Here is a 26,771-nt window from a genome sequence, read left to right as displayed (position 1 = left end):
GACCGTCTCCCGCGCCCCCTGTTTCTTTTGGCTTCAAGTATCCCGGGGGTTTGGGGGCTGGCCCCCAATTGAAATCAGATTATTCGACAGTCTATTCTGCGGCGATGGCGCTGACATCCTGACCGGATGCCGCGAGGATCGCTTTGACAATGTTGTGATATCCCGTGCAGCGGCAGATATTTCCCTCCAGATAGTCGCGCACTTCGGTCTCGGTGGGCTTGGGGTTGTCTTTCAACAGCGCCGCCGCACTCATCACCATGCCCGGCGTGCAGAAACCGCACTGCAGGCCGTGGTGGTCCTGAAACGCCTGCTGGATCACATTCAGCGATCCGTCCGCATTGGCCTGACCTTCGATGGTGCTGACCTCGGCCCCGTCAGCCTCCAGCGCCAGCATGGTGCAGGCTTTTACAGCCTTGCCGTCCACATGCACAACACAGGCACCACACTGGCTGGTGTCACAGCCGACGTGGGTGCCGGTCAGCCCCTGCGCGTCGCGCAGGAATTGCGCCAGCAAAGTGCGCCCCTCGACGTCACCGGACGCGGCTTTGCCGTTCACGGTCATTGAAACCTGTGTCATGATGTTCTCCCTGTTTGGCACTCCATTGGGTGAAGTTAAGCACGCAACCTGTGGTTTGAAAACTGCTAAGTTCCAGACTGTGGCGTCACATCAGCGTCAACCGGCTCAGAATGCGCCTCAGATCCTGGGTGTGACACGGGGGCGCGGACGGGTCGGTATCTCTTTCAACAGACCGCCCACCCCCATGGCCGAGATATCGCCCTGATCCAGCGCCAGCCCGCAGACCAGACGCTCCAGCACCCAATCGGCTCCGTTCAGCGCAGGCGAGCGTGCGCAGCCCGGCAATCCGATCACCGGCTTTCCCGCGATATCGCCAAAAAACAGAAGGTTCCCCGGATCGACCGGCATGCCAAAGGCCGCGACCTGCCCCCCCGCCACGCGCAATGCTTGCGGTGCGACATCGTCAGGGTCAGAGGTGGCCGAAGCGGTCAGCACCAGCACCACATCGCCCGGCGCCTGCGCAATTTCCTGCGCCAGCGCATCGGTCGTGTGGTCGCAGATCACCCGGTCGGTCAGGGTCATATTCAGCCGGTCCAGCCGCGCCGCCATCGCAGCGCGGCCCTTGTCGCCCAGATCATTGCCGCCCACCTGACTTTCGATCAAAGTGGCACTGCCATAGCACGGCGGCGCAATATGCAAGGCGGCAGCGCCCGCCGAGGCCGCCTGCGCCAATGCGGCGCGCGGCACGCCGTAGGCAATGATCTTGATCGTCGCGACCATGCCGCCCGCGTCACAGCGGTGATATTGCGGAACTGTGGCCAGCGTGACCATCGGATGTACCGCATTCAGCGCATTGATCGCCGCCACATCCATCACCGCCACGCCAGGTGTCGTGGCATAGAGGTTCACGCGCCCCGCCCCCGCGCCCGATATCCGCAGGCCCTGTGCATCAGGATCGGGCACCAGCGCCTGCGCCAGGTCCAATGCGGCGGCGTTTTCCTCGATGTCATCCGCGTCCAGTCGCGCCACCACCACATGATCGCGCCCTGCGGCGGCCAGATCGCGCAGGTGATCGGCAGTCAGAACCGTGCCCTTGGCAATCCGGTGCGGCTGACCGTCCCTGATCGCAGGCATCGAATGGGCCAGAATCGCCCCCTCGGCCTGATCCAGCGGCACATCACCAAAGATCACGCGCCGCGCCTCAGCGCCTGCACCATCTGGGCCAGGATCGACACGGCGATCTCGGGCGGGCTGGCCGCACCGATGTCCAGACCCACCGGCCCCTCGATCCGCGCGATGGCAGCCTCGTCAAAGCCTGCCTCCTGCAAACGGGCCACACGCGACGCATGGGTGCGTTTGGACCCCAGCGCGCCAATATAGAACGCCTCGGAGTTCAGCGCACGGTGCAACGCCGGATCGTCCAGCTTGGGATCATGGGTCAGCAGCACCAGCGCCGTGCGCGCATCCAGCCCAATGCTGTCCAGCGCCTCGTCGGGCCAGTCGTCCAGGATCGTTTCGCCGGGAAAGCGCGCCTCGGACCCGAAGGCCCCACGCGGGTCAATCACCACCGGGTCATATCCCGCAATCCGCGCCATCGGCAGCAGCGCCTGCGCGATATGCACCGCCCCCACCACGATCAGGCGCAAAGGCGGGTTGTGGATGTGCACAAAGGTGCTGCCATCCTCCTCGACCCCAGAGCGGTCCATAGCAAAGCGGCTCTCGTAACCCTCGCCAACCACCGCGCGCGACCAGTCGTCGGTGTTGACCACATAGGCCACCTGACGCCGCGCCGCCCGCGCGACCACGATCTGTTCCAACACGCTTTCATCCAGCGCCGCTCCCACGGGTTCCACCAGAATGCGGATATTGCCGCCACAGGCCAGCCCCACGGCAAAGGCATCGCCGTCACTGACCCCATATTCCAGCAGGCGCGGTTTGCCATCGGCCAGCGCGTCCTGCGACTCCATCACCACAGCGCCCTCGACGCAGCCGCCCGAGACCGAACCCATCATTTCGCCGTCGCCCGACACCACCAACATGGCGCCCGTGCGACGCGGCGCGCTGCCCCATGTGTCAACCACCGTGGCCAGCGCCGCCCCGCGCCCCGCGCGGTGCCATTCCAGCGCCAGTTCCGGTGCGTTTTCAAAGATATCCATCTACGTTCTCCCCGACGTCCGCCGCAAACCCTTTGCCCGCACGTCCTGTTTCACCACAAGCTAAGCAGCACGCGGGCCGCCCGCAAGCTTAGTCGCTTGCGCCGCGCCGCTATGGCCCCTAAATCTAGGGGGAACACCAAGACCAGACTGGAGAGCCGCAAATGGCCATGCAAGCCAAGGATATCGAAGACCTGATCCGGTCGTCCTTTCCTGACGCCAAGATCACGATCACCGACCTTGCGGGGGACGGCAACCACTATGCCGCCGAGGTGATTGATGCGTCTTTCAAAGGCCAGAACCGCGTGCAGCAGCAACGCGCCGTCTATGCCGCGCTCAAGGGCAAGATGGACGGCAACCAGGGCGAATTGCACGCACTGGCCCTGACCACCAAAGCGCCGGAGTAGCCCGCCATGGATTTCACCCTGATCATCATTATCAGCGGCGCGGTGCTGCTGTTTGCGGTGCTCAGGGCGGCCCAATCGATCCGGCACCATAAAGACAGCGAACGCGGCTCTGATCCCGGCACGGGCTATCACGAGATCGAGGCCAATTATCACTCCGGCGGGGCCGGCGGCGGACACTCCTATACCTTCAAGGTGCCGCGCGACCCGCAGGAATATGCAAAAACCTTTGTCCCAAGGAACAAACGCAAATGACCGATGCAACAACCAAGATCAAAGAAACCGTGACCAGCAACGACGTCGTGCTGTTCATGAAGGGCACCAAATCCATGCCACAATGCGGCTTTTCCAGCCGTGTGGCGGGGGTGCTGAACTATATGGGCGTCGATTTTGCCGATGTGAACGTGCTGGCCGACGATGGTATCCGTCAGGGTATCAAGGACTATTCCGACTGGCCGACGATCCCCCAGCTTTACGTCAAGGGCGAATTCGTCGGCGGTTGCGACATCATCACCGAAATGACCCTGTCGGGCGAGCTGGACACATTGTTTGAAGAAAACGGCGTCGCCTATGACAAGGACGCTGCCGAAAAAATCCGCGAAGCCAACGGCTGAGGCGGTTTCAGACCGACGTTGAAGGGGCTGGCCTTGCGCCGGCCCTTTTGCGTTTTGGAGGGCAAGCGTCACCGGCAGATCGACCTTGAACATCCGCGCGAATTTGGCCTTTCTGGACAGATGGCTTTGCGCGCGCCCGACATATCAGATGCATCCAGTATCGCAGCAATCTCGATCGAGGTCTGGATTGGCACCTATCTGAAACGCGGTGTGAACGCGTTTTTCGCAGATTACGTTCTGGAACAGTTTACCGCCGCGAAGATCGCGGCGCTGATCGACGATCCTGACCGGTTCATCCTTGTTTCCGACAATGCAGAGGGGATCGACGGATTTATATGTATCGCCTCATCAAGCGTGGCGCCCGTAGAGGGGTGTTCGGACATGGAGATTGCGACATTCTATGTGCAACCGCGCCATCATGGCAAAGGGATCGGAAAGCGTCTTTTGAATGCGGCGCTGGACCATTGCCGCGCTTGCAATGCCGGATCTGTCTGGCTGACAACCAATGCTGAAAATGATCCGGCCATCGCATTCTACCTGTCCCAAGGCTTTGAGAAAGTCGGAGAGACGCATTTTTGTATCGAGGGCGAAGGCTATCTGAACAACGTTTATGCCTATCGGTTCGGTTCAGTTCAATAATGCATGTTAGGGTCCAGACCCTAAACGCCTGCAGGCCTTGCATTCTCGGTAAGTGAGGAAGGTCTGAAAAAGCCCGGAACGACCTTGCAACATAGGGCAGCGACCGTCCGGGTGGTCGGGCGCTGCGTGTCTTGCTTCCGGGCTTTGGCACGCTTTAGCGAACGGATGAGGTATTGCGGACAAACCACTGAATAAAAGGTAATTTACCCCTCATAGGTCCCGTCCAGCCGCTCCTGCACCTCTTCGGCCAGCGATTCTGCCCGTGCGGCCAGTTCGGCCAGCGTATCGGTCACCGACTGCGGCACCACCGGAATCTCGATCCGCTCGGGCTCGATCACCTGATTGCGCAGCCCTTCCAGTTCGGCCTCGCGTTCCTCCAGCTTTGCCTGAATCTCGGCCACACGGTCCTCGATGCTTGCGGTCTTGTCGGCCAGCATCAGCCCCGCCATCAACAACATCCGCGCCTCGGGCATCCGGCCGACCTGAGCCGACAAGATCTTGGCCTCTTCGTCCAGCATTCTGGCGGCGGCTTGCAGATAGGTGTCTTCACCTTCCTGACAAGCAACTTCGAAATCACGGCCACCGATGGAAATGATCACTTCGGGCATCAGACATCTCCTTCTTTGACTGTGGCGTCACTGGCCGTTTCTGGGGCCGTTTCTGTGGCTGTCACGTCCTCGTCGCTCAAAGCCTCAACCGGCGCGTCTTCCAGCAACGGCGTCATCGCCGCGATGATCGTATTGGCTTCGGACAGATCGGCAGCATGGGCTGCGCGCAGCGCCTCAAGCTCGGCCATCATCGCCTTGTTGATCAGATGGGGTTCGGCCACGCCGGCGGCATTGGCATCGCGCAGCGCCTGATTGGACTGAGACAGCTGTGTGTTGGCCTTGCGCAACCGTTGCAGGTCGGTATCAAGCCGCGCCAGTTTTGCCTGCGTGTCTTCGGTCGCATCGCGCAGCTTGGCCATATCACTTTCATGGCGCTGGCTGAGGACGCGGATACGCTCCGTCAGCTGGGCATTTACGACCTTTTCCTCGTCCAGCGCCTGTTGAGTTTGCGCATCGCCCCCGCCAGTACCAGACAATTCCCCCAGCCCGCTGGCCACACGGTCCATCGCGGCCATGATCCGGCGCTGCAACTCGATAATATCGCTCATCCGTCGTCCCTGTTTGCGTTCTGCTTCTAACGTTTCTCTATCGTTTTTCACGCTTTGGCCACCGCCGAATCGCTTGGGGCAGCCTGAATAGGCAAAGTCTAGCGAAACAGACATCAAATTGCGCCCTCTTTGCGATCAAACACTTGCAGGCGGCTTTTGATGTTGGCAGCGCCCTTACAGGCCTGCGGCGCTTGACCCCTGCCCTTGGGCTGATATGGAGCGGACCAAGCTCGCGTATTTCCAGCCAAAGGACTGCCACTGTGGATCTCAAAGAACTTGCCAATGCCAACCCCGACCACTGGTCCAAAGCCACCGCCATCCGTGCGCTGACACTGGACGCGGTCGCTGCTGCCAACTCCGGCCACTCGGGCATGCCGATGGGCATGGCCGATGTTGCCACCGTGTTGTTTGAAAAACACCTGAAATTTGATGCCTCTGCCCCCAACTGGCCCGACCGCGACCGGTTCATCCTGTCGGCAGGTCACGGATCAATGCTGCTGTATTCGCTGCTGCACCTTGTGGGCGACGCACAGTTCCCGCTGGAAGAAATCAAGAACTTCCGCCAGATGGGCGCACGCACCGCGGGCCACCCCGAGAACTTCCTGGCCGATGCGATTGAGACAACCACCGGCCCGCTGGGTCAGGGCATTGCCAATTCGGTCGGTTTCGCCATGGCCGAGGAAATGCAGCGCGCGCAATACGGGCGCAAGGTTGTCGATCACTATACCTATGTCATCGCGGGCGACGGCTGCCTGATGGAAGGCGTCAGCCAAGAGGCGATCACCCTTGCGGGCCGTCACAAGCTGGGCAAGCTGATCGTGATGTGGGACAACAACAACATCACCATCGACGGCACTGTGGAACTGAGCGACCGCACCGATCAGGTGGCGCGTTTCAAATCGGCCGGCTGGCAGGTGATCGAGATCGACGGCCACAACCCCGACGAAATCGACGCCGCCCTGACGCAGGCCAAGAAGGGCAGCAAGCCCACGATGATTGCGTGCAAAACGCACATCGCCCTGGGCCACGCGGCGCAAGACACCTCGAAAGGTCACGGCGCGCTGACAGACCCCGCGCAGTTGCAGGCGGCCAAGGCCGCCTATGGCTGGACCACCGGCCCGTTCGAAATCCCCGCCGATGTCAAAGCGGCATGGGAAGCCATCGGCAAACGCGGTGCCGCCGAGCACGCCGATTGGCAGGCGCGCATGGAAACCATCAGCAACGCCAAACGCGCCCAGTTCGAGCGCGCCTATGCGTTGGAGGCTCCTAAAAAGCTGAGCGCCACGATCAAGGCGTTCAAAAAACAGATGTCGGAAAGCGCCCCCAAGCTCGCCACCCGTGCCAGCAGCGAAAAGGTGCTGGAAGTCATCAACCCGATCATGCCCGAAACCGTTGGCGGCAGCGCCGACCTGACCGGTTCGAACAACACCAAGACCGGTGATCTGGGTGTGTTCGACGTGGACAACCGCAAGGGCCGCTATGTCTATTGGGGCATCCGCGAGCATGGCATGGCCTCGGCCATGAACGGCATGGTGTTGCACGGCGGCATGCGCCCCTATGGCGGCACATTCATGTGTTTCACCGACTATGCCCGCCCCGCCATGCGCCTGTCGGCGTTGATGCAGGTGCCGACGGTCTATGTGATGACCCACGACAGCATCGGTCTGGGCGAAGACGGCCCGACCCACCAGCCGGTCGAGCATCTGGCGATTTCGCGCGCGACGCCCAACACCTATGTGTTCCGCCCCGCCGACACCATCGAGACAGCCGAAGCCTGGGAAATCGCGCTGACGTCGAAAACCACACCGTCGGTTCTGTCGCTGACCCGTCAGGGCCTGCCGACCGTGCGCACCGAGCACAAGAACAAGAACCTGACCGCACAGGGCGCCTATGTTCTGTCCGAAGCGACCGGCAAACGTCAGGTGATCCTGATTGCCACCGGTTCCGAGGTCGAAGTGGCGCTGAAGGCACGCGACGTTCTGGAAGCCGAAGGGATCGGCACCCGCGTGGTCTCCATGCCCTGCATGGAGTTGTTTGCCGAGCAGGACGAAGCCTATCGCCGCCGCGTCCTGCCCGCAGGCAGCGCCGTGCGCATCGGCATCGAGGCGGCTGTGCGTCAGGGCTGGGACCAGTGGTTGCTGGGCGAGCGGGGTCGTGCGGGCAAGGCCGATTTCGTCGGCATGGACCGTTTTGGCGCATCGGCCCCTGCGGAAGAGCTGTTCGATAAATTCGGGATTACGGCTGACAACGTCGTGGCAAAGGCCAAAGCTCTTCTTTGAGCTGAAGGTCGCGACCCTAAGTTAGGTTAAAGAAATGAACGGGCCGGTCGGGAACACCCTGACCGGCCCGTTTCGCGTTTCGGGATATGTAATCTCGACATTAAGGGCAGCGCCCGACCGCGGGTGGGCATCACAACATGGGTGTGGGCAACTTAATTTCTCATCTTTGGCGTGGAGATAAAGCAACGCGATACTGTGAAGAAGCGCCCAACCGGGGGGCGGTTGGGCGCTGCCCGGCGGCACTGCGTGCCTTGTTCCGGGCTTTGGTGCGCGAGTGCGAGTTCAGCTCCGGCCGAGGCCACACATCACACCCTGCGCCAACGCTGCGGCAGCGGCATTTCGGTCCAGAACAGGCAGGCGGTGATCAGACAGCCCCCCAGCCAGCCCAGCGGTGGCAACCTTTCACCAACGATCACAATCGCCAGCAAGGCCGCCACCACAGGCTCGAACAGCGAAATGGTGGTCGCCTGGCTGCTGGCAATCCGCGACAGGGCCGCGCCAAAGGCCACATAGCCCAGAAACATCGGCACAAGCGCCATATAGACGCCCACCGCCAGATTGGTCGCGCTGTCCAGAAACGGCGCCCCTGTCAGCAACAGCACCGGCATCAGCAGCGCCCCCCCAAGCCCAAAGGTCGCCCCCATGGCTGCCCTGTTGCGCACCCCGTGCTGCATCAGACGCCGGGCGCACCAGGAATACAGCGCATAGCTTGCCCCCGCGACCAGCCCCAGCACCACGCCAAGCGGCACATCGGGTGTGGTCTGCGCAGGCCCGCCCTCAGCAATGGCAAGCAGCCCCATCCCCAGCACCCCCAGCGCCGCCCCGGTGGCCCAACGCGTTGTCAGACGGCTGCCGTCAAGACGGTTCTCGATCAGCGCCGAAATCGCCGGGGCCGAGCCGATGGAAATCACCGTGCCGATGGTCACCCCCGCCAGCCGCATCGACGCATAGAACGCCAGCGGATAGATCGCTACCGACAGACCGCCCACCAACAAGACGCGCCAATGCCGCGCAAACAAGGGCAGGCCCGCGCGAATGCCGCCAATGGCAATCAGCGCCTGCAACAGCCCGCCAATCCCCATTGCCGCCGCCCCGATGGCCACCGCAGGCACATCGGGCGCAAAGGTGGCCGCCGTGCCGGTCGTGCCCCACAGCGTCGCGGCAATCAGCGCCCCCGCGACCCCAATCGCGCGTTGCGATTCTGCCGGCACCGCGGCGGTCATCGCCCGTTCAACAGGAACTTGGCGATGGCGCGCGCCGCGTCGCCGGGGCATTGCCTTGCAACACCTATATGACGGGCGATCGGGTCGCCCCAGGTGGCGACGGTGCCAACGTCAGACAACAGCATTGTCGCGACGCACTGCACAGGATCAGGGGGACTGAAGCCAATTGCGGTCATAAAATGCTCCCGACGCCTCTCTCAAGCCGCCTTGTTGCGATGAAACACCGCCCGCCACAACGGTGTAATCACCTTTTCGCCAATGGGGATCAGCACCAGCCCAAGGCCCAGCCCGAACACGCCGTCCATCGCCGCCTTTGCCGCCCATTCAACCGCCCCGTGCCATGTCTCGCTGACCGTTTGCGCGGCAGCCGCCGCCCAGTCGTGGGTAAAGTGCCCCAACGTGTCATAGCCCAGAACCTCGAGCCCGTGGATGATGATATTGCCCCCCACCCACAGCATCGCCGCCGTGCCGACCACCAGCAGCGTCTTGAGCACCCAAGGCATAGCCTGCACGATCCCGCGTCCCAAGGAACGGGTCAGGCCCAGCCGGGCGCGATTTGCCATGACCAGCCCGACATCATCGGCTTTCACGATCAGCCCGACCGAACCGTAAACCACCAATGTGATGATGATCGCTGCACCGGCCAGCGTCGCGGCCTCCATCCAGAATGTACTTTGGGGGATCGCGGCCAGTGCGATTGTCATGATTTCGGCAGACAGGATGAAATCGGTCTTGATCGCCCCCTTGGCCTTTTCCTCTTCCAGATGGGCCGGATCATCGGGAACTTCTTGCGCTTTGGGGTGGTCCGTATGCCCGTGCCCGCCGACACCCAAGGCATGGGCAATTTTCTCGGCCCCCTCGAAGCACAGATAACATCCGCCCAGCATCAGCAGTGGCGTGATCGCCCATGGCGCAAACTGGTTCAATGCCAGGCCCGCAGGCAACAGGAACACCAGCTTGTTGCGCAACGATCCTTTGGCAATCTTCCAGATAATCGGCAATTCGCGCTCGGCGGCAAAGCCGGTCAGATATTTCGGTGTCACGGCGGCATCGTCAATCACCGCACCCGCCGCTTTGGCACTGGCCTTGGCGGCCTGTCCGATCACGTCGTCGACCGATGCAGCGGCCACTTTGGCAATCGCAGCCACGTCATCCAATAGGGCCAATAGTCCGCTCATGTCGTTCCTTTCAAAGTGTCTGGATACAGAGCTAACACCCGCCACGGGAAAAACAATCGTGCAAACGCAGCAAATGGGCCACAGGTTTATCGCTAACGGCTTGTTTTCAGGTGTTTCCCCGCATTCGGCCTGCCGCTATACAGCGCCCAACATCCCACAAAAGGACGCAGAACATGACCATCAGAGTTGGCATCAACGGGTTTGGCCGCATCGGCCGCTGCACCCTGTCCCACATCGCCGCAAGCGGACGCAATGACATTCAGGTCGTCAAACTGAACGCCACTGGCCCGCTGAAAAGCGCCGCACACCTGATCAAATACGACTCGGTACACGGCGCATTCCCCGGAATGGTCGAGATCGGCGAGAACACATTGGATCTGGGCCGTGGCCCGATCGACGTCATGTCGACCTATGACATGGACGCACTGGACTGGGACGGCTGCGACGTTGTGCTGGAATGCACCGGCATGTTCAACGACGGCCACAAGGCGAAAAAACACCTTGAGCGTGGTGCGGGCAAGGTTCTGCTGTCGGCCCCCGGCAAGAACGTCGACCGCACCGTGGTCTACGGCGTCAACGACAAGGAACTGACCAAGATCGACCGCATGGTCAGCAACGGGTCGTGCACCACCAACTGTCTGGCCCCGCTGGCCAAGGCGCTGGACGATGCGTTCGGCATCGAAAGCGGCCTGATGACCACCATCCACAGCTATACCGGCGACCAGCCGACACTGGACAAGCGCCACAGCGATCTGTACCGCGCCCGCGCTGCCGCGATGAGCATCATCCCCACCTCGACCGGTGCCGCCAAGGCGCTGGGTGAGGTGCTGCCGAAACTGGCGGGCAAACTGGACGGCACCGCCATGCGCGTGCCCACGCCGAACGTCTCGGCCGTGGACCTGACCTTTATCGCAGGCCGCGATGTGACCGCCGAAGAAGTGAACGCCGCGATGAAGGCCGCATCCGAAGGTCCGATGAGCCGTGTGCTGGCCTATGACGACGAACAGAAAGTCTCGGTCGATTTCAACCACACCGAACATTCGTCGATCTTTGCCCCCGACCAGACCAAGGTTACCGGCGGCAATCTGGTGCGGGTGCTGGCATGGTATGACAACGAATGGGCGTTCTCGTGCCGGATGGCCGATGTGGCCGTGGCCATGGGCCGTTTGTCGTAAAAATCTCCGCCACTTGCGGGATCGGGGCGGGGCTGTCACAACAGCCCTGCCCCTTTTTGTTTCGAGTATAGCCCCCGATGACCAACACCCTGTCGCTGATACTGGCTGCCATCCTGTTCGCCTGGATCGGCTATGACATGTTCGCCAACGACAGCGAAAACCTGTTGTTTCTGGGCAAAGAACTGTTCGACCTGATCGAATGGTTGGCCTTCTGGCGCTGATCCGCTGCCTTTTGCCGGCTTTTTGTGCGATACATCAGGTGAACTTGATGTGCTGTTGACAACGCAGGCTTGCCTTCTATGTTAGCGCTAACTTGGACACGGGGGATCACAGGATGCCGACAAAAATTGCAATCAACGGCTTTGGGCGCATCGGGCGCAATGTGCTGCGCGCGCTGATGGAACGCGGAGGGGACGATCTGCAAGTCGTTGCGATCAACGATCTGGCCCCGCCTGCCACCAATGCGCATCTGTTCGAATTCGACAGCGTCCATGGCCGCTATAACGGCACTGTCACCCTGTCGGGCAACACGATGGACGTGGGCGCAGGCCCCATCCGTATAAGCGCCGAACGTGATCCGGCCAAGCTGGACTGGGGCGATGTCGACATTGCGCTGGAATGCACCGGCATTTTCAAGACCGATGAAACCGCAGGCGTTCATCTGAAAAACGGCAGCGGCAAGGTGCTGATTTCCGCCCCCGGCAAGGGCGAGATGAAAACCATCGTCTATGGCGTCAACCACGACATTCTGACCGCTGCGGACAGGATCGTGTCGAATGCATCCTGCACCACCAACTGTCTGGCGCCGCTGTGCAAGGCGTTGCACGAAGAATTCGGCATTCTGCGCGGCACCATGACCACGATCCACGCCTATACCGGTGGCCAGCCCACCCACGACCGCGCCAACAGCGATCTGGCGCGGGGCCGTGCGGCGGCGCTGTCGATGGTGCCCACCTCGACCGGTGCGGCCAAGGCCATCGGTCTGGTGATGCCGGAACTGGACGGGCTGATCTTTGGCACCTCGCTGAGGGTGCCCACGCCCAACGTGTCCTGCGTGGATCTGACTGTCGAAGTGTCGAAAGAAACCGATATCGCTGCGGTCAACGCGGCGTTGACCAAAGCGGCCCAGGCCTCGGGCGGCGTGTTGCAGGTCGAAGCGCGCCCGCTGGTGTCTGTGGATTTCAACCACACGCCCGCCAGTTCAACCGTGGCACTGGACCAGACCCATGTGCAGAACGGCACGCTGGTGCGCATCCTGTCGTGGTACGACAACGAATGGGGCTTTTCCAACCGGATGCTGGACACCGCGCTGGCAATGGCCAACGCGAAGTAATCACTGGCAAAGGCGAAAGCCGCCGTCTCGGGCGATCACGTCCAGATGCAGATGGTCGTTGTGCGCGTCGTCGGAGCCCGGCCCCAGAACGGTCGAGAAATACAGGCACGCCGTCGCCCGCACGGCGTCCTGAAAGCTTTCCTCGCGCGAGCCTTCCCGCTCGCGGGGTGTCACCTTGATCTGCGATCCGTCCTTGAAACCGAAACCCGTGATGTCGATGGCATTGCCATAGGCGTGCTCGGACAGTTGACCATCGGACTGATTGTTGCGCCGACGGCACTGATAGCCACTGCCCTTGCTCAGCGTAACCACAGGACCGCGGTCCAGGGTGGCCGCGGCAGGTTGCACAAAGTCGCGCAGCCAAGTGCCCAGAGCCACGGCGGTTTCACAACGCATCAGCGCGGGGTCGGCCATGTCGACACCCGCCACGGGCTGCGACAGACGCACCGGAAGGGCGATGCCACAATCGCGGTCTGCTCCGGTTTGCGCATCAGTCAGCGCATAGACAGCCCCCAAAGCGTTCAGCGCCCCGAGGCACGACACGAACGCCGCGTCCGTTTCTTGCAGGGTTTGCCAGACCGGCGGGGCCAGAGGCTGAGGTGTCTGCGTTACGACTGCCTCCGTTTCATGAGGCGCTGGAGTCTCGGGCGGCGTTCTGGACACCTCGGTCGCGCCCTCGACCTCGGTAACGGGTTTGCGAGGCGGTATCAGCGACACATCCGGCGCGCCCTGCCCCCAAGCCATGCCCGCAGACAGCGCCAGCACCACGGTCCAGCCACGGATCATTCGCGAAACTCGACTGTCACGCCTTTGCTCACCAGCGACGCCAGCTCCTGCGCATCCCAGTTGGCCATACGCACGCAGCCATGTGAATGGGCGGTGAACAGGCTGGCAGGGTCCGGCGTGCCATGGATCCCGTAGGTGGGTTTCGACAGGTCAATCCACACCAGCCCCACAGGGCCGTTCGGCCCCGGCGGCAGGGTCAGCGGTTTGTCATTGTTGCCCTGCTTGAAGTTGACGCTGGGATTATAATGATAGGTCGGTTCCAGCGCCACGGCCTCGACCGTCATGCTGCCCGACGGCGAGGGTGTACTGGTCGAGCCAATGGCCACCGGATAGTCAGCAATCTCTTGCCCTGTCGCATCCAGCGCCATCAACCGGCGGTCCGACTTGTCGATAATGATGCGCGCCACCTGCCCCACCACCTTTGGCCCCGGTTCGGTTACCACGATGGTTTCACCGGCATAGAAACCGGCGCCGGGGTTCATCGTTTTCAGGAAATTCTCGCTCATGTGAAAGCGCTCGGCCAGTTTTTCAGGGACACTGGTATAGCCCATGCGGTCCAGCTTGGCCAATGCGCCATAGTCACGCGGCAACGGGGCTGACAGCCCTTGGGTATCGGCCTGGGTGATCGTGTATTGTTTGACAAAAACGTCGATGTTGTTGCCGCCCAGCAGGTCCCAGACCTCGCGATCCAGAATACCATCCGTCGGCAGCCCCATGCGGGCCTCGTAGGCGCGCAGGGCGCTTTCGGTCATACCGCCATTGACCCCGTCAATGATCGACACCGACACGCCTGCGCGGTCCAGCAACACCTGAAGCTTCACCGTGACCGGGCTGCGCCCCTTGGGCAACCCGCCGACGCCGGGATAGCTGGCCGCGTTGACGGTGGCGGCTGTTACAGGCTGGGCTGGCAGAATTGGGGTTTGCGCCGCAGGACTTTGCGGTGCGGGAAGGCCGATGATCGGCACTTGTTCGATGGGGTTTTGAACAGTGTTTTCGTCGATAACACCGTTTTCCCTGTTTTCCTTCTCGGACAGGGCGCGGGACAGATCGGACACGCTGGGCAGGCCCGACTCTGCACCCGCGTCTTCGTCCAGCGCGGATTCGGCCATCGGGATGATCCCGCTGTTTGGTACGCCCCGCGCTTGCGGCACCGGATCAGCGGGCGCCAGAGGCGCAGGCGGAATGATCGGTGCAGGGTCCGTCTGACCCTGCGCCGCGGGCGGAACAGTTGGCGCAGGGTCAAGCGTGGTTGTGGTGGTCGTTTGAGCGACCAAGGGAGACGCCAGAAGCGTCAAAAGGGTGATACGGACGATGTGCGATGCATGTGACATGCCACCCAACGTTGCGCTGGCTGGCAAGTTCCCGCGTCAGCCTGAAAACTTCGTGATCAGCGCCGCATTGACCTGCGGTGTCACAAACTTGCTGACATCCCCGTCCAGCCGCGCGATTTCCTTGACCAGCTTCGACGCAATCGCCTGATGCTGCGCTTCGGCCATCAGGAACACGGTCTCGATCTCGTCATTCAGCTGACGATTCATGCCAACCATCTGATATTCATACTCGAAATCAGCAACGGCCCGCAGACCACGAATGATCATCTGGGCACCGACATCGGCGGCACAGGTGATCAGCAGGTTCTCAAACGGATGCACGACAATTTCGGTCTGTGTCTGCGCTGACAGTTTGGCACATTCCGCCTCGATCATGGCGACCCGCTCTTCCAGCCGGAACAGCGGACCCTTGTCCCGATTGATCGCAACGCCGATCACCAGCCTGTCGACCAGCGACGCCGCACGGCGGATAATGTCGATATGTCCCAATGTGATGGGGTCGAATGTGCCGGGGTAAAGGCCAACGCGCATGGGCGTGCTCCGTGGTCAGGGTAATATTATTTCGCGGCAAGCAACCACTTGGGACACAAGAATGCAAGCACGAAGACGCGGCGTCATTTCCCGATGACGAAGCGGCATCAATGCCCCATGATCATCCCTTGCAACGCGTCTTTTTCCATCGACACTTCCATCAGGCGCGCCTTGACCACGTCACCTTGGGTGATCAGGCCAATCAACTTGCCGTCTTCCACCACCGGCATGTGACGAAAACGCCCCTCGGACATGCTTTGCAAGACGCTGTCGGCACTGTCCTGACGGGTGCAGGTCACCAGTTTGCTTGTCATATATGCCTCGACCGGATCGGCCAGACAGGCCGCCCCGCGCGTCGCCAGTTCACGCACGATGTCACGTTCCGACAGGATGCCGTCGGCGGTTGTACCGTCTTTCGACACGACCACGCTGCCGAACTTGTATTGCGCCAGTAATTTCGCTGCATCCGAAATACTGGTTCCGGGTTTGACCGTGATAACCGCGTCACTGGATTTCGATTGCAGGATATTTTGGACAAGCATGTAAAACCTCATGTGCAAGTTACGCGGTTGATAATTCAATCGTCCTCGCAAACCCTTTTCGTGTCAAGCGTGCGCCTCAAGCCGTGCGAGTTCCACCCGCAGCCCTGCCACCAGATCGTCCGCAAAGCGGGTCAGCCGTGCATTGTTGCGGTCGTCCGCATGGCGGATCAGGTAAAAAGCACGGGTCAGGCTGATGTGGTCTGTCAAAATCCGGCGCAGGCCGGGGGCGGCCGGCAGCGCGAAATCATGCACGATTCCCACCCCGCCGCCGGCCCGCAGCAGGTTCAGCTGAACCGACACCGAATTGGACGCCAGCGCCGTGCGCGGCAGGCCGATGTCGGCCAGATAATCCAGCTCGCGGTCAAAGATCATATCCGGGATATAGCCGACAATACGGTGGCCTTGCAGATCGGCGGTGGTGCTGATCTGCGGGTGCTGCGCCAGATAGCTGTCAGCGGCGGCCAGATGCAGGCGGTAATCGGTGATTTTCTGCACCGTCAGACGTCCGGCGGTGGGTGCGCTGACGCCGATGGCCAGATCGGCCTCGCGCCTTGACAGGTTGAACACACGCGGCAGGGCCACAACCTGAATGTCCAGATCGGGGTGGCGGTCGGCCAGATCGGCGCAAACCTGCGGCATCAGATAGTTGGCACAGCCGTCCGGTGCCCCGATGCGCACCTGCCCGGTCAGCCGGTCGGACTGTGCCCCCGACAGGGTCGAGGTCGCTGCGCGCATCGCGGCCTCGGCCGCCTCGGCCTTGTCCAGCAGGGTCACGCCTGCCTCGGTCAGCGCGTAACCTTGGGGGGATTTCACGAACAATGTCGCGCCCAGCGATGCCTCAAGCCGCACCATGCGGCGGCCCAGCGTGGCCGGGTCCAACCGCAGTGTTTTGCCCGCAGCTGTCAGGCTCGCCTCGCGTGCGATGGCCAGAAACAGGCGCAAATCGTCCCAGTGGGCTTCCATAGCAATCCTCTTGGCGGTGATTCATTTTGCAAAAATGCAATACTGTTTTGGAAAGATGCGTCTTTTCCCTATGTTTTTGCAAGCCTACAGTGCGCCCAACGGAACACCAACGGGAGGATCCCCCATGCAAGAGATGACCCACTATCTGAACGGCGAACACGTCAAAGGCACCTCGGGCCGCTTTGCCGACGTCATGAACCCCTCGACCGGCGAAGTTCAGGGCCGCGTGCCGCTGGCCAGCGCCGAAGAGCTGAACAAGGCCGTTGAATACGCCGCCGCCGCCCAACCGAAATGGGCCGCGACCAACCCGCAGCGCCGCGCCCGTGTGCTGATGAAATTCGTCGACCTGCTGAACCGCGACATGGACAAGCTGGCCGAAGCGCTGAGCCGCGAGCACGGCAAGACCCTGCCCGACGCCGCCGGTGACGTGCAGCGCGGTCTGGAAGTCGTCGAATACTGCATCGGCGCGCCGCAACTGCTGAAAGGTGAATACACCGACAGCGCGGGCCCCGGCATCGACATGTATTCCATGCGTCAGGCGCTGGGTGTGACGGCGGGCATCACCCCCTTCAACTTCCCCGCCATGATACCGATGTGGATGTTCGCGCCCGCCATCGCCTGCGGCAACGCGTTTATCCTCAAACCCTCCGAGCGTGATCCGTCCGTGCCCTTGATGCTGGCCGAACTGCTGGAAGAAGCGGGCCTGCCCAAAGGTATCCTTCAGGTGGTGAACGGCGACAAGGAAGCGGTTGACGCGATCCTGCACCACGACGTGATCCAGTCGGTGGGCTTTGTCGGCTCGACCCCGATTGCCGAATACATCTATGCCACCGGCTGCGCCAACGGCAAACGCGTGCAATGCTTTGGCGGCGCGAAGAACCACATGATCATCATGCCTGACGCCGACATGGATCAGGCCGCCGACGCGCTGATCGGTGCCGGTTACGGTGCGGCAGGCGAACGCTGCATGGCCATCTCGGTTGCCGTGCCCGTGGGCGACGAAACCGCCGACCGCCTGATGGAAAAACTGATCCCCCGCGTCGAGGCGCTGAAGGTCGGCCCCTATACCGCAGGCAATGACGTGGATTACGGCCCCGTTGTGACCGCTGCGGCCAAGGCCAACATCGAACGTCTGGTGCAGACCGGCATCGACCAGGGCGCGAAACTGGTTGTCGATGGCCGCGACTTTAAACTGCAAGGCTATGAAGACGGCTATTTCGTCGGCCCGCACCTGTTCGACCATGCCACCAAGGACATGGACATTTACACTCAGGAAATCTTTGGCCCCGTGCTGACCTGCGTGCGCGCACAGGACTATGAAGAGGCGCTGGGTCTGGCGATGGATCACGAATACGGCAACGGCACCGCGATCTTCACCCGTGACGGCGACGCTGCCCGTGACTTTGCCAACCGGATCAACATCGGCATGGTCGGTATCAACGTGCCGATCCCCGTGCCGCTGGCCTATCACACCTTTGGCGGCTGGAAGAAATCGGTCTTTGGTGACCTGAACCAGCACGGCCCGGATGCGTTCAAATTCTACACACGCACCAAAACCGTGACCGCGCGCTGGCCCTCGGGCATCAAGGAAGGCGGCGAATTCTCGATCCCCGTGATGGAATAGACCCGTTCGAAAACAAAGATTAGCTCCGGTGCCAGTGGCATCGGGGCCGTCAACAGCCTGCTCTGTCGGGGAACGCTGCGACAGACGCACAGGCCGCCGGCCCAGCCCGACAAAGGGCTTGCATCCAAAGGGGCGGCATTGGATTATTAAACAAGCGTTCATTTCGGCGATCAGGGAGGATGCGATGGACTTCGCACTGACAGAAGAGCAATCCGCAATTTTCGACATGGCCTATGCCTTTGGCCAGGACAACATCGCGCCCCACGCCCGCGACTGGGAAGCACAGGGCACCATCCCCAAGGAACTGTGGCCCCAAGTGGGCGAACTGGGCTTTGGCGGGCTGTATGTGTCCGAGGAATCAGGCGGGGCCGGTCTGGGCCGTCTGGATGCCACTTTGGTGTTCGAGGCACTTAGCATGGCCTGCCCGTCTGTTGCGGCCTTCCTGTCCATCCACAATATGTGCGCGCGCATGATCGACAGCTTTGCCAGCGACGAAATGAAGGCCCGCGTGCTGCCCGATGTGCTGACGATGAACACCGTGCTCAGCTATTGCCTGACCGAACCCGGCTCCGGCTCGGACGCTGTGGCGCTGAAAACCCGCGCCGAACGCACCAACGAAGGCTATACGCTGAACGGTTCCAAGGCGTTCATCTCGGGCGGCGGCTATTCCGATGCCTATGTCTGCATGGTGCGCACGGGCGATGCGGGCGCCGCTGGCGTCAGCACGGTCTATGTCGAAAACGGCACTGCAGGGCTGAGCTTTGGCGCGCTTGAGGACAAGATGGGCTGGCGCTCGCAACCCACATCGCAGGTGCAGTTCGACGATTGCAAAATCTCTGCCGACAATCTGGTGGGCGAAGAAGGCAAAGGTTTCAAATACGCGATGATGGGGCTGGACGGCGGGCGCCTGAACATTTCTGCCTGTTCACTGGGGGCTGCGCAAACCGCCCTGACCGCCACGCTGAACTACATGGGTGAGCGCAAGGCATTCGGCCAGAGCATCGACCAGTTCCAGGGGCTGCAATGGCGGCTGGCGGATATGGAAATCGAGCTGCAAGCCGCCCGCGTCTTCCTGCGGCAAGCCGCGTGGAAACTGGATCAGGGCGCGCCAGACGCCACCAAGTTTTGCGCCATGGCCAAAAAATTCGTGACCGAAACCGGATCGAAAGTGGTCGACCAATGTCTGCAACTGCATGGCGGTTATGGCTATCTGGCTGACTACGGCATCGAAAAACTGGTGCGCGATCTGCGGGTTCACCAGATCCTTGAAGGCACCAACGAGATCATGCGCGTGATCGTGGCCCGTGACATGCTGAAAAACCGATGAGCGATATTTCCATCCGCATCACCGGCCTTGCCGGCCGCATCACCCTGACCCGCCCCAGGGCGTTGAACGCGATGACCTATGACATGTGTCTGGCCATCGAAGACGCGCTGGACCGCTGGCGTGATGACGATGCGGTGCAGCTGGTGGTGATCGACGCCGAGGGCGACCGCGCGTTCTGTTCGGGCGGTGATATTGCCGATCTTTACGCCACGGGGCGCAAGGGTGATTTCGCCTATGGCCAGAAATTCTGGGCCGATGAATACCGCCTGAACGCCAAGATTTTCGCCTATCCCAAACCTGTGGTCAGCTTTCTGCAAGGGTTTGTGATGGGTGGCGGCGTGGGCATCGGCTGTCACGGCTCGCACCGGATCGTGGGCGAAAGCACCCAGATCGCCATGCCCGAGGTCGGCATCGGCCTGATCCCCGACGTGGGCGGCACGCTGATGCTGGCGCTGGCACCGGGGCGGCTGGGTGAATATCTGGGCACCACGGCGTCGCGCATGGGGCCATCGGATGCGATTTTCTCAGGTTTTGCTGACAGTTACATTGCACAGCTAAAGTGGACAGACCTGATTGCACAGCTTGAATCCACCGGCGACATCACCCTGCTGGAACAGGCGGCAGAAACGCCCGAAACCGGCCCCCTGCAAACGCAAATGGACGACATCAACCGCCACTTTGGCGGCGAGGGTCTGGGCGACATCCTGCGGTCGCTCAACGCCGGGGACAGCGATTTTGCCCGCGCAGCCCTGAAATCACTGGGCCGCAACAGCCCGCTGTCGATGGCCTGTACCATCGAAGCGCTGCACCGTCTGCGCGGCCCGTCGCTGACCATCGAAAAGGCGCTGGATCTGGAATACCGCTTTACCGCCCGCGCAATGGAGCATGGCGATTTCCTGGAAGGCATCCGCGCTGCGATCATCGACAAGGACCGCAGCCCGAACTGGCAATATGCAGACACCGACGTACCGCCGAGCGCGGTCAGCAAGATGCTGCGCCCGCTGGGTGACATGGCATTGAAATTGGGAGGAACACAGACATGAAGATCGGATTTATCGGCCTTGGCAACATGGGCGCGCCGATGGCGGCCAATCTGGCCAAAGCGGGCCATGCGGTCACCGGCTTTGACGTCGCAGGCACCACCGCCGAAGGGGCCGCTGTTGCCACCAGCATTGACGGCGCCGCCGCAGGTATGGACGTGGTCATCACCATGTTGCCCAACGGTGCAATCCTGCGCGATGTCGCCGCGCAAATCATCCCGCTGATGCCCAAGGGGGCCTGTTTCATCGACTGTTCCACCGTGGACGTGGACAGCGCCCGCGCCGTGGCGCAGGACGCTGAAAAAGCGGGGCTTCTGGCCGTGGACGCCCCGGTTTCGGGCGGCATTGGCGGCGCGGCTGGTGGCACGCTGACCTTCATGGCCGGTGGCAGCGATGCAGCCTTTGCCAAGGCGGAACCGCTGTTCGACATCATGGGCCAGAAGGCCGTGCATTGCGGTGCATCCGGTGCGGGACAGGCGGCCAAGATCTGCAACAACATGATCCTGGGCGCGACCATGATCGCCACCTGCGAGGCCTTTGCACTGGCCGACAAGCTGGGGCTGGAGCGGCAGAAGATGTTCGACGTGGTCAGCACCTCGTCGGGCTATTCGTGGAGCATGAACGCCTATTGCCCCGCCCCCGGTGTCGGGCCGCAATCGCCTGCCGACAATGACTATACCCCCGGCTTTGCTGCCGAACTGATGCTAAAAGACCTGGGCCTGAGCCAGCAAGCGGCCGAAGCCGCCGATGCCGATACCCCGATGGGGCAACTGGCGCTGGCGCTGTACAAAAGCTTTGTCGAGGACGAAGGCGGCAAAGGCCGTGATTTCAGCGCCATGCTGCCACGTTTTGCGGCGCGCGGGCGCGGCTGAACCCGCAAAGGGAACTCTTTGACCACATCCTGCGTTGTCCCCTTAACCAAGCGTCCGGGGGGGCAGCGCAATCATGAACCAGAAATCCGTGGCCTTGCCGATCATCGGAATCTTTTTGATCCTGCTGATCTACGGGCTGGTTCACGCAGCCTCTTTCCTGATCCCTGTGACCGCCGCCATTCTGGCTTATTTCGTGCTCAGCCGTCCGCGGCGCGGGCTTGAACGTCTGGGTCTGCCCAGCGGGCTGGTCGCCATCGGGTTCACCGGGCTGATCATCAGCCTGATTGCCCTGTCACTGTTCTATTTCTCGTCGCCCGTCAGCATGATGGTGCGCGATGTGCCGAACCTGATCGAGAACCTGCAAGACCGCATCGGCGCAACCCAGAGCGATACCATCAGGGCCGTGGCAGAAGCCGCTGAAGCGGTTGATAACATGATTGAAAACAGCGATGGATCAGAGAAGGAAACCGTCGAGGTGGCCGTGGTCGACAAAGACACCTCGGCGCGTCACATCCTGACCCTTGCGCCACAGCTGGTCAGCCAGTTGCTGTTTGCGGTGCTGTTGCTGTTCTTCCTGCTCAGCTCGGGTGATTTCTTCTTGCAGCGGGCCATCGAAAACATCGCGCACACCGCCGATAAAACCCGCGCATTGGAAATCGTCGCCACAATTGAGCGCCGTTTGGGGCGCTATCTGGGTGGTATCACGCTGATCAACGCCGGGTTGGGTCTGGCCATTGGCGGTGCGATGTTTGCGCTGGGGGTCAACCAGTATATCGCTATCGGCGTCATGGCCTTTGCGTTGAACTTCATCCCCTATTTCGGCGGTCTGGCCGGGGCCTGTATCGCCGCGCTGGTGGCCTCTGCGCAGTTCGGAGCCCTTTGGACACCGTTGCTGGTCTTTGCGGTCTACATGGGCTGTACCAGCATCGAAGGGCAGCTTGTCACGCCCCTGCTGATTTCGCGCCGGATGCACCTGAATGCACCTGTGTTGTTTCTGGTTGTCGCCTTTTTTGCCTATATCTGGTCGGTGATCGGCATGATCGTGGCGGTTCCGCTGCTGATCGTCGCCAAGATTATTCTCGACGAGATTGAACCAATGCGCCATCTGGGGCGTTTTCTGGGTGACGCCCAAGACAGCGATGCCACTGTGGCAAACCACATGGATCTTGAAATCCTGAGAAATGGAAGAAAAGTCAAATGAAACAGATATTTGCACTTGCCACCTCACTTGCTGTTGCCAGCAGCGGCTTTGCCCTGCCCATTCAGGCCGCCACCGCCATCCCCAGCGTACAGATCGCGAAGGGTCCGGTTTTGCGGGTGAAGAATGACAAGGAAAACCCGGGCAAAGGCCATGGGAAAGACAAAGACCATAAAAAGGCCAAGGGGAAAGGTCACGGCAAAGACAAGGACCACAAGGCCGACAAAGGCGCCAAGAAGGACAAGGATCACAAGGTCAAAGCGCAACATGACTACGACCACAAACACGCCCGCAAGTCCCGCGACCGCACCGATCTGGACCGCATCGCGCGCGAGGTTCTGAACGTTCAAGCCCCCAAAGACCGCGATTTGCGCGTGCTGCTGGGGGCGTTGCCGCTTGTGCTGTTGGGGCTGGACACGGCCTATGCAGAAATTCCCGACGACACCCGCCTGCGTTATCTCAACTGCCCGCCCGGTCTGGCCAAGAAAGACCCGCCCTGCGTTCCGCCCGGACTGGCGAAACAGGGTGTCACCTATGACCAGTGGATCGATCACGACGATGGTTATTATGACGGGTTGCTGCGGGATCGTACCCGCGTATACCGAGACCGTGACATTCAGCCCTATGACGACTTGCTGCTGAATTCGACCCAGATTGCCAATCTGTTCAATCTGGCACCTGCACCTTACGGCAAACGCTATGCGCTGATCGACGGGATGCCAGTTCTTCTGGACACCGAAGAATATGACACATTGTTGAAAGTCAACAACTTGTCGCGCGTTGTTGATCTGGCCACCGGCGTGCGTCCGGCCCCGACCGCCGCGCTGACACAGGCCGAAATGCAGCGCCTGTACGGCCTGCCCAGCCCGCAGCGAGGCTATAACTATTCGGTGGTCAACGGCGAGGTTCTGTCACTGGACGATGACGCATTTGAAACGCTGCAACTGATCCGCATCGCCCGTGCCGTCCTGTAGATGACGCAGGTCGCCGCCCTATTCGGCGGCGACCTTGCGGCCCTGTAGCATCGGTTTCAGATAGCGGCCCGTGTGGCTGGCTGCGACTTCGGCCACCTGTTCGGGCGTACCCGTGGCCACCACCTGCCCGCCGCCATCACCACCTTCGGGGCCGATGTCGATCAGATAGTCGGCGGTTTTTATAACATCCAGGTTGTGTTCGATCACCACGACCGAATTGCCCTGATCCACCAGTTCATGCAGCACTTCCAACAGCTTGCGCACGTCTTCGAAATGCAGGCCGGTGGTTGGCTCGTCCAGAATATACAGCGTGCGCCCCGTCGAGCGTCGCGCCAGTTCCTTGGACAGTTTGACCCGCTGCGCCTCGCCGCCGGACAGCGTCGTCGCCTGCTGGCCGACCTTGATATAGCCCAGCCCCACACGCATCAGCGCGTCCATCTTTTCGCGGATTGACGGCACTGCCTGAAAGAAGGTCTGCGCGTCTTCCACGGTCATATCCAGCACGTCGGCAATCGACTTGCCCTTGAACGTGACCTCAAGCGTTTCGCGGTTGTACCGCTTGCCCTTGCAGGTCTCGCATTCGACGTAGACGTCGGGCAGGAAGTGCATCTCGATCTTGATGACGCCATCGCCCTGACAGGCCTCGCAACGACCGCCCTTGACGTTAAAACTGAAGCGCCCCGGTTTATAGCCACGCGCCTTGGACTCGGGCAGGCCCGCAAACCAGTCACGGATCGGCGTGAAAGCCCCGGTATAGGTCGCGGGGTTCGACCGTGGCGTGCGCCCGATGGGGCGCTGGTCGATGTCGATGACCTTGTCCAGATGCTCCAGCCCTTTGATCGTCTCGCAGGGCGCAGGCGTCTGACGCGCGCCGTTCAGCCGCATGGATGCGGTTTTGAACAGCGTTTCGATGGTCAGCGTGGATTTGCCCCCACCCGACACGCCGGTGACACAGACAAACTGACCCAGCGGAAAATCAACGGTAACATCCTGCAGGTTGTTGCCCGAAGCCTTGACCACCTTCACCGACTTTTTCTTGCCCTTGCGACGGGTCGCAGGCACGGCAATTTCGCGCGCACCGGTCAGATACTGGCCGGTGATGCTGTCGGGGTTGGCGGCAATGTCGGCGGGCGTGCCGTGGGCGACCACGCGCCCGCCGTGCACCCCTGCCCCCGGGCCGATATCGAACACATAATCCGCCTCGCGGATGGCTTCCTCGTCATGTTCCACGACGATCACCGTGTTGCCCTGATCGCGCAGGTTCTTCAGCGTGCCCAGCAGCCGGTCGTTGTCGCGCTGGTGCAGGCCGATGGAGGGCTCGTCCAGCACATAGAGAACCCCGGTCAGACCGCTGCCGATCTGGCTGGCCAGCCGGATCCGCTGGCTTTCGCCGCCCGACAACGTGCCGCTGTTGCGGCTCAGCGTCAGGTATTCCAGCCCGACGTTGTTCAGGAACCCAAGCCGCTCGCGGATTTCCTTGAGGATGGCGCGGGCAATTTCGTTTTTCTGATTGGTCAGATTGGCAGGCACGGTTTCGCACCAGGCAAACGCCTCGCGGATCGACATTTCCACAACCTGTCCCGCGTGCAACAGCTCGTCGGGCTTGTCGGCAGGGCCGATCTTGACCGCCAGCGCCTCGGCCCGCAGCCGGTAGCCGTGGCAGGTGCCGCAGGGGCGGTTGTTCTGATAGCGCTCGAACTCTTCGCGTACCCAGTTGCTGTCGGTCTCGCGATAGCGGCGTTCCATGTTGGGAATGACGCCTTCGAAGGTGCGGGTTACCGAATAGACGCGCCCGCCCTCGTCATAGCGGAAGGGGATTTCGTCATCGCCCGATCCGTACAGGAACACCTGTTTGACATGGGCATCCAGATCTTTCCACTTGGTCTGGGCGTCAAATTCGTAATGTTTTGCAATGGCTTCGATGGTTTGCAGGAAATAGGGCGACTTGCCCTTGCGCCAGGGGGCCAGCGCGCCGTCATAGACCTTGAGGCTTTGATCCGGCACCACCAGCCGTTCGTCAAAGAACAGCTCAACCCCCAGCCCGTCGCAATCAGAACAGGCCCCGAAGGGCGCGTTGAACGAGAACAGGCGCGGTTCAATCTCGGGGATGGTAAAGCCGCTGACGGGGCAGGCAAATTTCTCGGAAAACGTCATGCGTTCCGGCTCGCCCTCGGTCGGGGCGGTTTCCAGAATGGCGATGCCGTCGGCCAGATCAAGGGCTGTGCGCAGGCTGTCGGCCAGCCGCGTTTCCAGCCCTTCGCGCACCACGATCCTGTCGACGACCACGTCGATGTCGTGGCGGAATTTCTTGTCCAGCGTGGGCGGTTCGTCCAGATCATAGAATTCCCCGTCCACCTTGACCCGCTGGAACCCCTGCTTGCGCAGCTCGACGAATTCCTTGCGATACTCGCCTTTGCGGTCGCGGATGATCGGCGCCAGAAGATAGGCGCGTGTGCCCTCTTCCATTGCCATGGTGCGATCCACCATGTCCTGCACCTGCTGCGCCTCGATGGGCTTGCCCGTCGCAGGGCTGTAGGGCGTGCCGACGCGGGCGAACAGCAGCCGCATATAGTCGTAGATTTCGGTCACGGTGCCGACGGTCGAACGCGGGTTTTTCGACGTGGTCTTTTGTTCGATGGAAATGGCCGGCGACAGGCCACTGATGTGGTCCACGTCCGGTTTTTGCATCATATCAAGGAACTGACGGGCGTAGGCGGACAGTGATTCCACATAGCGGCGCTGACCTTCGGCATAGATCGTATCAAAGGCCAGCGAGGATTTGCCCGAGCCGGACAGGCCGGTGATCACCACAAGCTGGTCGCGCGGAATGTCCACGTCGATGGATTTCAGATTGTGTTCGCGCGCGCCGCGCACTTCGATATTCTTCAACTCTGCCATATCCGCCCCACGGT

Annotated in this window: 27 protein-coding genes; 14 read left to right on the top strand and 13 right to left on the bottom strand. The window is 61.5% G+C overall.

Going from position 1 to position 26,771, the window contains the following annotated elements; translation table 11 throughout:
• Positions 1–91: 91 nt before the first annotated feature.
• The 3 genes from DSM107133_RS08095 to DSM107133_RS08085 all read right to left on the bottom strand — a co-directional run bounded on the left by DSM107133_RS08095 (position 92) and on the right by DSM107133_RS08085 (position 2,673).
• On the bottom strand, positions 92–577 hold the full coding sequence (locus DSM107133_RS08095) for a (2Fe-2S)-binding protein (protein ID WP_114292065.1): 486 nt from the start codon (positions 575–577) through the stop codon (positions 92–94).
• A gap of 117 nt (positions 578–694) precedes the next feature.
• Positions 695–1,708, bottom strand: a complete 1,014-nt coding sequence (locus tag DSM107133_RS08090; protein ID WP_114292064.1) for a molybdopterin-binding protein — start codon at positions 1,706–1,708, stop codon at positions 695–697.
• On the bottom strand, positions 1,705–2,673 hold the full coding sequence (locus DSM107133_RS08085; RefSeq protein WP_114292063.1) for an XdhC family protein: 969 nt from the start codon (positions 2,671–2,673) through the stop codon (positions 1,705–1,707). Before DSM107133_RS08085 ends, DSM107133_RS08090 begins: the two co-directional genes overlap by 4 nt.
• A 161-nt stretch (positions 2,674–2,834) precedes the next feature.
• Between DSM107133_RS08085 and DSM107133_RS08080 the strand changes: the two genes are divergently transcribed.
• The 4 genes from DSM107133_RS08080 to DSM107133_RS08065 all read left to right on the top strand — a co-directional run bounded on the left by DSM107133_RS08080 (position 2,835) and on the right by DSM107133_RS08065 (position 4,327).
• The gene (locus tag DSM107133_RS08080; RefSeq protein WP_114292062.1) at positions 2,835–3,077 is read left to right on the top strand and encodes a BolA family transcriptional regulator; all 243 of its coding nucleotides are present in this window, start codon (positions 2,835–2,837) and stop codon (positions 3,075–3,077) included.
• A gap of 6 nt (positions 3,078–3,083) precedes the next feature.
• Entirely contained in the window at positions 3,084–3,329 is a 246-nt protein-coding gene (locus tag DSM107133_RS08075) for a hypothetical protein (protein ID WP_114292061.1), read from the top strand.
• Complete coding sequence (gene grxD, locus DSM107133_RS08070; protein WP_114292060.1) at positions 3,326–3,688, top strand: Grx4 family monothiol glutaredoxin; 363 nt, start codon at positions 3,326–3,328, stop codon at positions 3,686–3,688. The genes DSM107133_RS08075 and grxD overlap by 4 nt, the downstream gene beginning before the upstream one ends.
• A gap of 120 nt (positions 3,689–3,808) precedes the next feature.
• On the top strand, positions 3,809–4,327 hold the full coding sequence (locus DSM107133_RS08065; protein WP_114292091.1) for a GNAT family N-acetyltransferase: 519 nt from the start codon (positions 3,809–3,811) through the stop codon (positions 4,325–4,327).
• A 203-nt stretch (positions 4,328–4,530) separates the two neighbouring features.
• On the opposite strand, the gene DSM107133_RS08060 is transcribed toward DSM107133_RS08065, so the two are convergent.
• Both DSM107133_RS08060 and DSM107133_RS08055 read right to left on the bottom strand, forming a co-directional pair.
• On the bottom strand, positions 4,531–4,935 hold the full coding sequence (locus DSM107133_RS08060) for a cell division protein ZapA (protein ID WP_114292059.1): 405 nt from the start codon (positions 4,933–4,935) through the stop codon (positions 4,531–4,533).
• Positions 4,935–5,483: a hypothetical protein gene (locus DSM107133_RS08055; RefSeq protein WP_205387754.1), complete on the bottom strand. Its 549-nt coding sequence runs from the start codon at positions 5,481–5,483 to the stop codon at positions 4,935–4,937. The genes DSM107133_RS08060 and DSM107133_RS08055 overlap by 1 nt, the downstream gene beginning before the upstream one ends.
• Positions 5,484–5,743: 260 nt before the next feature.
• Here DSM107133_RS08055 and tkt point away from each other — a divergent pair, with 260 nt between their 5' ends.
• Complete coding sequence (gene tkt, locus DSM107133_RS08050; RefSeq protein ID WP_114292058.1) at positions 5,744–7,762, top strand: transketolase; 2,019 nt, start codon at positions 5,744–5,746, stop codon at positions 7,760–7,762.
• A gap of 305 nt (positions 7,763–8,067) precedes the next feature.
• Here tkt and DSM107133_RS08045 read toward each other — a convergent pair whose 3' ends face one another.
• A complete protein-coding gene (locus DSM107133_RS08045) occupies positions 8,068–9,036 on the bottom strand; it encodes an EamA family transporter (protein ID WP_243253592.1) in 969 nt (322 codons plus the stop codon).
• A 146-nt stretch (positions 9,037–9,182) separates the two neighbouring features.
• The gene (locus DSM107133_RS08040) at positions 9,183–10,163 is read right to left on the bottom strand and encodes a DUF808 domain-containing protein (protein ID WP_114292055.1); all 981 of its coding nucleotides are present in this window, start codon (positions 10,161–10,163) and stop codon (positions 9,183–9,185) included.
• Positions 10,164–10,336: 173 nt separating this feature from the next.
• Between DSM107133_RS08040 and gap (DSM107133_RS08035) the strand changes: the two genes are divergently transcribed.
• The 3 genes from gap (DSM107133_RS08035) to gap (DSM107133_RS08025) all read left to right on the top strand — a co-directional run bounded on the left by gap (DSM107133_RS08035) (position 10,337) and on the right by gap (DSM107133_RS08025) (position 12,671).
• Positions 10,337–11,338, top strand: a complete 1,002-nt coding sequence (gap, locus tag DSM107133_RS08035; protein ID WP_114292054.1) for a type I glyceraldehyde-3-phosphate dehydrogenase — start codon at positions 10,337–10,339, stop codon at positions 11,336–11,338.
• Between the two features lie 77 nt (positions 11,339–11,415).
• Positions 11,416–11,559: a hypothetical protein gene (locus tag DSM107133_RS08030; protein ID WP_205387753.1), complete on the top strand. Its 144-nt coding sequence runs from the start codon at positions 11,416–11,418 to the stop codon at positions 11,557–11,559.
• Between the two features lie 113 nt (positions 11,560–11,672).
• Positions 11,673–12,671 carry a type I glyceraldehyde-3-phosphate dehydrogenase gene (gap, locus tag DSM107133_RS08025; protein ID WP_114292053.1) on the top strand — a complete coding sequence of 333 codons (999 nt, stop codon included), beginning with the start codon at positions 11,673–11,675 and terminating at the stop codon, positions 12,669–12,671.
• Here gap (DSM107133_RS08025) and DSM107133_RS08020 read toward each other — a convergent pair whose 3' ends face one another.
• The 5 genes from DSM107133_RS08020 to DSM107133_RS08000 form a co-directional block, all read right to left on the bottom strand.
• Positions 12,672–13,457 (bottom strand): extensin family protein, encoded by a 786-nt coding sequence (locus tag DSM107133_RS08020; RefSeq protein WP_114292052.1) that lies wholly within the window; start codon positions 13,455–13,457, stop codon positions 12,672–12,674.
• The gene (locus tag DSM107133_RS08015) at positions 13,454–14,788 is read right to left on the bottom strand and encodes a L,D-transpeptidase family protein (RefSeq protein ID WP_240310396.1); all 1,335 of its coding nucleotides are present in this window, start codon (positions 14,786–14,788) and stop codon (positions 13,454–13,456) included. The genes DSM107133_RS08020 and DSM107133_RS08015 overlap by 4 nt, the downstream gene beginning before the upstream one ends.
• A gap of 36 nt (positions 14,789–14,824) precedes the next feature.
• Positions 14,825–15,319, bottom strand: a complete 495-nt coding sequence (gene coaD / locus DSM107133_RS08010) for a pantetheine-phosphate adenylyltransferase (RefSeq protein WP_114292051.1) — start codon at positions 15,317–15,319, stop codon at positions 14,825–14,827.
• 107 nt (positions 15,320–15,426) lie between these two features.
• Positions 15,427–15,861, bottom strand: coding sequence for a CBS domain-containing protein (locus DSM107133_RS08005; RefSeq protein WP_114292050.1), 435 nt, complete (start codon positions 15,859–15,861; stop codon positions 15,427–15,429).
• A gap of 63 nt (positions 15,862–15,924) precedes the next feature.
• Positions 15,925–16,824 (bottom strand): LysR family transcriptional regulator, encoded by a 900-nt coding sequence (locus tag DSM107133_RS08000; RefSeq protein WP_114292049.1) that lies wholly within the window; start codon positions 16,822–16,824, stop codon positions 15,925–15,927.
• Positions 16,825–16,948: 124 nt separating this feature from the next.
• Here DSM107133_RS08000 and DSM107133_RS07995 point away from each other — a divergent pair, with 124 nt between their 5' ends.
• The 6 genes from DSM107133_RS07995 (at position 16,949) to DSM107133_RS07970 (ending at position 23,859) form a co-directional block, all read left to right on the top strand.
• Entirely contained in the window at positions 16,949–18,448 is a 1,500-nt protein-coding gene (locus DSM107133_RS07995) for a CoA-acylating methylmalonate-semialdehyde dehydrogenase (protein WP_114292048.1), read from the top strand.
• 184 nt (positions 18,449–18,632) lie between these two features.
• Positions 18,633–19,775, top strand: coding sequence for an acyl-CoA dehydrogenase family protein (locus tag DSM107133_RS07990; RefSeq protein ID WP_114292047.1), 1,143 nt, complete (start codon positions 18,633–18,635; stop codon positions 19,773–19,775).
• Positions 19,772–20,818: an enoyl-CoA hydratase/isomerase family protein gene (locus DSM107133_RS07985; protein ID WP_114292046.1), complete on the top strand. Its 1,047-nt coding sequence runs from the start codon at positions 19,772–19,774 to the stop codon at positions 20,816–20,818. Before DSM107133_RS07990 ends, DSM107133_RS07985 begins: the two co-directional genes overlap by 4 nt.
• Positions 20,815–21,687: a 3-hydroxyisobutyrate dehydrogenase gene (gene mmsB / locus DSM107133_RS07980; protein WP_114292045.1), complete on the top strand. Its 873-nt coding sequence runs from the start codon at positions 20,815–20,817 to the stop codon at positions 21,685–21,687. Before DSM107133_RS07985 ends, mmsB begins: the two co-directional genes overlap by 4 nt.
• Positions 21,688–21,760: 73 nt before the next feature.
• Positions 21,761–22,888: an AI-2E family transporter gene (locus DSM107133_RS07975; protein ID WP_114292044.1), complete on the top strand. Its 1,128-nt coding sequence runs from the start codon at positions 21,761–21,763 to the stop codon at positions 22,886–22,888.
• Positions 22,885–23,859, top strand: coding sequence for a transketolase (locus tag DSM107133_RS07970; RefSeq protein WP_240310394.1), 975 nt, complete (start codon positions 22,885–22,887; stop codon positions 23,857–23,859). The genes DSM107133_RS07975 and DSM107133_RS07970 overlap by 4 nt, the downstream gene beginning before the upstream one ends.
• A gap of 18 nt (positions 23,860–23,877) precedes the next feature.
• On the opposite strand, the gene uvrA is transcribed toward DSM107133_RS07970, so the two are convergent.
• Positions 23,878–26,757, bottom strand: a complete 2,880-nt coding sequence (gene uvrA, locus DSM107133_RS07965; protein ID WP_114292088.1) for an excinuclease ABC subunit UvrA — start codon at positions 26,755–26,757, stop codon at positions 23,878–23,880.
• Positions 26,758–26,771 lie beyond the last annotated feature (14 nt).

Origin of the sequence: Pseudosulfitobacter sp. DSM 107133 (assembly GCF_022788695.1) — a bacterium.
Classification (GTDB): Bacteria; Pseudomonadota; Alphaproteobacteria; order Rhodobacterales; family Rhodobacteraceae; genus Pseudosulfitobacter.
This window is presented reverse-complemented; position numbering and strand designations above follow the sequence as displayed.

Bases quoted from the DNA above. Each gene is read 5' to 3' on its own strand.
- DSM107133_RS08095 (WP_114292065.1), bottom strand. From the start codon at position 577: ATGACACAGGTTTCAATGACCGTGAACGGCAAAGCCGCGTCCGGTGAC.
- DSM107133_RS08085 (WP_114292063.1), bottom strand. From the start codon at position 2,673: ATGGATATCTTTGAAAACGCACCGGAACTGGCGCTGGAATGGCACCGC.
- DSM107133_RS08080 (WP_114292062.1), top strand. From the start codon at position 2,835: ATGGCCATGCAAGCCAAGGATATCGAAGACCTGATCCGGTCGTCCTTT.
- DSM107133_RS08075 (WP_114292061.1), top strand. From the start codon at position 3,084: ATGGATTTCACCCTGATCATCATTATCAGCGGCGCGGTGCTGCTGTTT.
- grxD (WP_114292060.1), top strand. From the start codon at position 3,326: ATGACCGATGCAACAACCAAGATCAAAGAAACCGTGACCAGCAACGAC.
- DSM107133_RS08065 (WP_114292091.1), top strand. From the start codon at position 3,809: ATGGCTTTGCGCGCGCCCGACATATCAGATGCATCCAGTATCGCAGCA.
- DSM107133_RS08060 (WP_114292059.1), bottom strand. From the start codon at position 4,935: ATGCCCGAAGTGATCATTTCCATCGGTGGCCGTGATTTCGAAGTTGCT.
- DSM107133_RS08055 (WP_205387754.1), bottom strand. From the start codon at position 5,483: ATGAGCGATATTATCGAGTTGCAGCGCCGGATCATGGCCGCGATGGAC.
- DSM107133_RS08045 (WP_243253592.1), bottom strand. From the start codon at position 9,036: ATGCCCCGGCGACGCGGCGCGCGCCATCGCCAAGTTCCTGTTGAACGG.
- DSM107133_RS08040 (WP_114292055.1), bottom strand. From the start codon at position 10,163: ATGAGCGGACTATTGGCCCTATTGGATGACGTGGCTGCGATTGCCAAA.
- gap (WP_114292054.1), top strand. From the start codon at position 10,337: ATGACCATCAGAGTTGGCATCAACGGGTTTGGCCGCATCGGCCGCTGC.
- DSM107133_RS08030 (WP_205387753.1), top strand. From the start codon at position 11,416: ATGACCAACACCCTGTCGCTGATACTGGCTGCCATCCTGTTCGCCTGG.
- gap (WP_114292053.1), top strand. From the start codon at position 11,673: ATGCCGACAAAAATTGCAATCAACGGCTTTGGGCGCATCGGGCGCAAT.
- DSM107133_RS08020 (WP_114292052.1), bottom strand. From the start codon at position 13,457: ATGATCCGTGGCTGGACCGTGGTGCTGGCGCTGTCTGCGGGCATGGCT.
- DSM107133_RS08015 (WP_240310396.1), bottom strand. From the start codon at position 14,788: ATGTCACATGCATCGCACATCGTCCGTATCACCCTTTTGACGCTTCTG.
- coaD (WP_114292051.1), bottom strand. From the start codon at position 15,319: ATGCGCGTTGGCCTTTACCCCGGCACATTCGACCCCATCACATTGGGA.
- DSM107133_RS08005 (WP_114292050.1), bottom strand. From the start codon at position 15,861: ATGCTTGTCCAAAATATCCTGCAATCGAAATCCAGTGACGCGGTTATC.
- DSM107133_RS08000 (WP_114292049.1), bottom strand. From the start codon at position 16,824: ATGGAAGCCCACTGGGACGATTTGCGCCTGTTTCTGGCCATCGCACGC.
- DSM107133_RS07995 (WP_114292048.1), top strand. From the start codon at position 16,949: ATGCAAGAGATGACCCACTATCTGAACGGCGAACACGTCAAAGGCACC.
- DSM107133_RS07990 (WP_114292047.1), top strand. From the start codon at position 18,633: ATGGACTTCGCACTGACAGAAGAGCAATCCGCAATTTTCGACATGGCC.
- DSM107133_RS07985 (WP_114292046.1), top strand. From the start codon at position 19,772: ATGAGCGATATTTCCATCCGCATCACCGGCCTTGCCGGCCGCATCACC.
- mmsB (WP_114292045.1), top strand. From the start codon at position 20,815: ATGAAGATCGGATTTATCGGCCTTGGCAACATGGGCGCGCCGATGGCG.
- DSM107133_RS07975 (WP_114292044.1), top strand. From the start codon at position 21,761: ATGAACCAGAAATCCGTGGCCTTGCCGATCATCGGAATCTTTTTGATC.
- DSM107133_RS07970 (WP_240310394.1), top strand. From the start codon at position 22,885: ATGAAACAGATATTTGCACTTGCCACCTCACTTGCTGTTGCCAGCAGC.
- uvrA (WP_114292088.1), bottom strand. From the start codon at position 26,757: ATGGCAGAGTTGAAGAATATCGAAGTGCGCGGCGCGCGCGAACACAAT.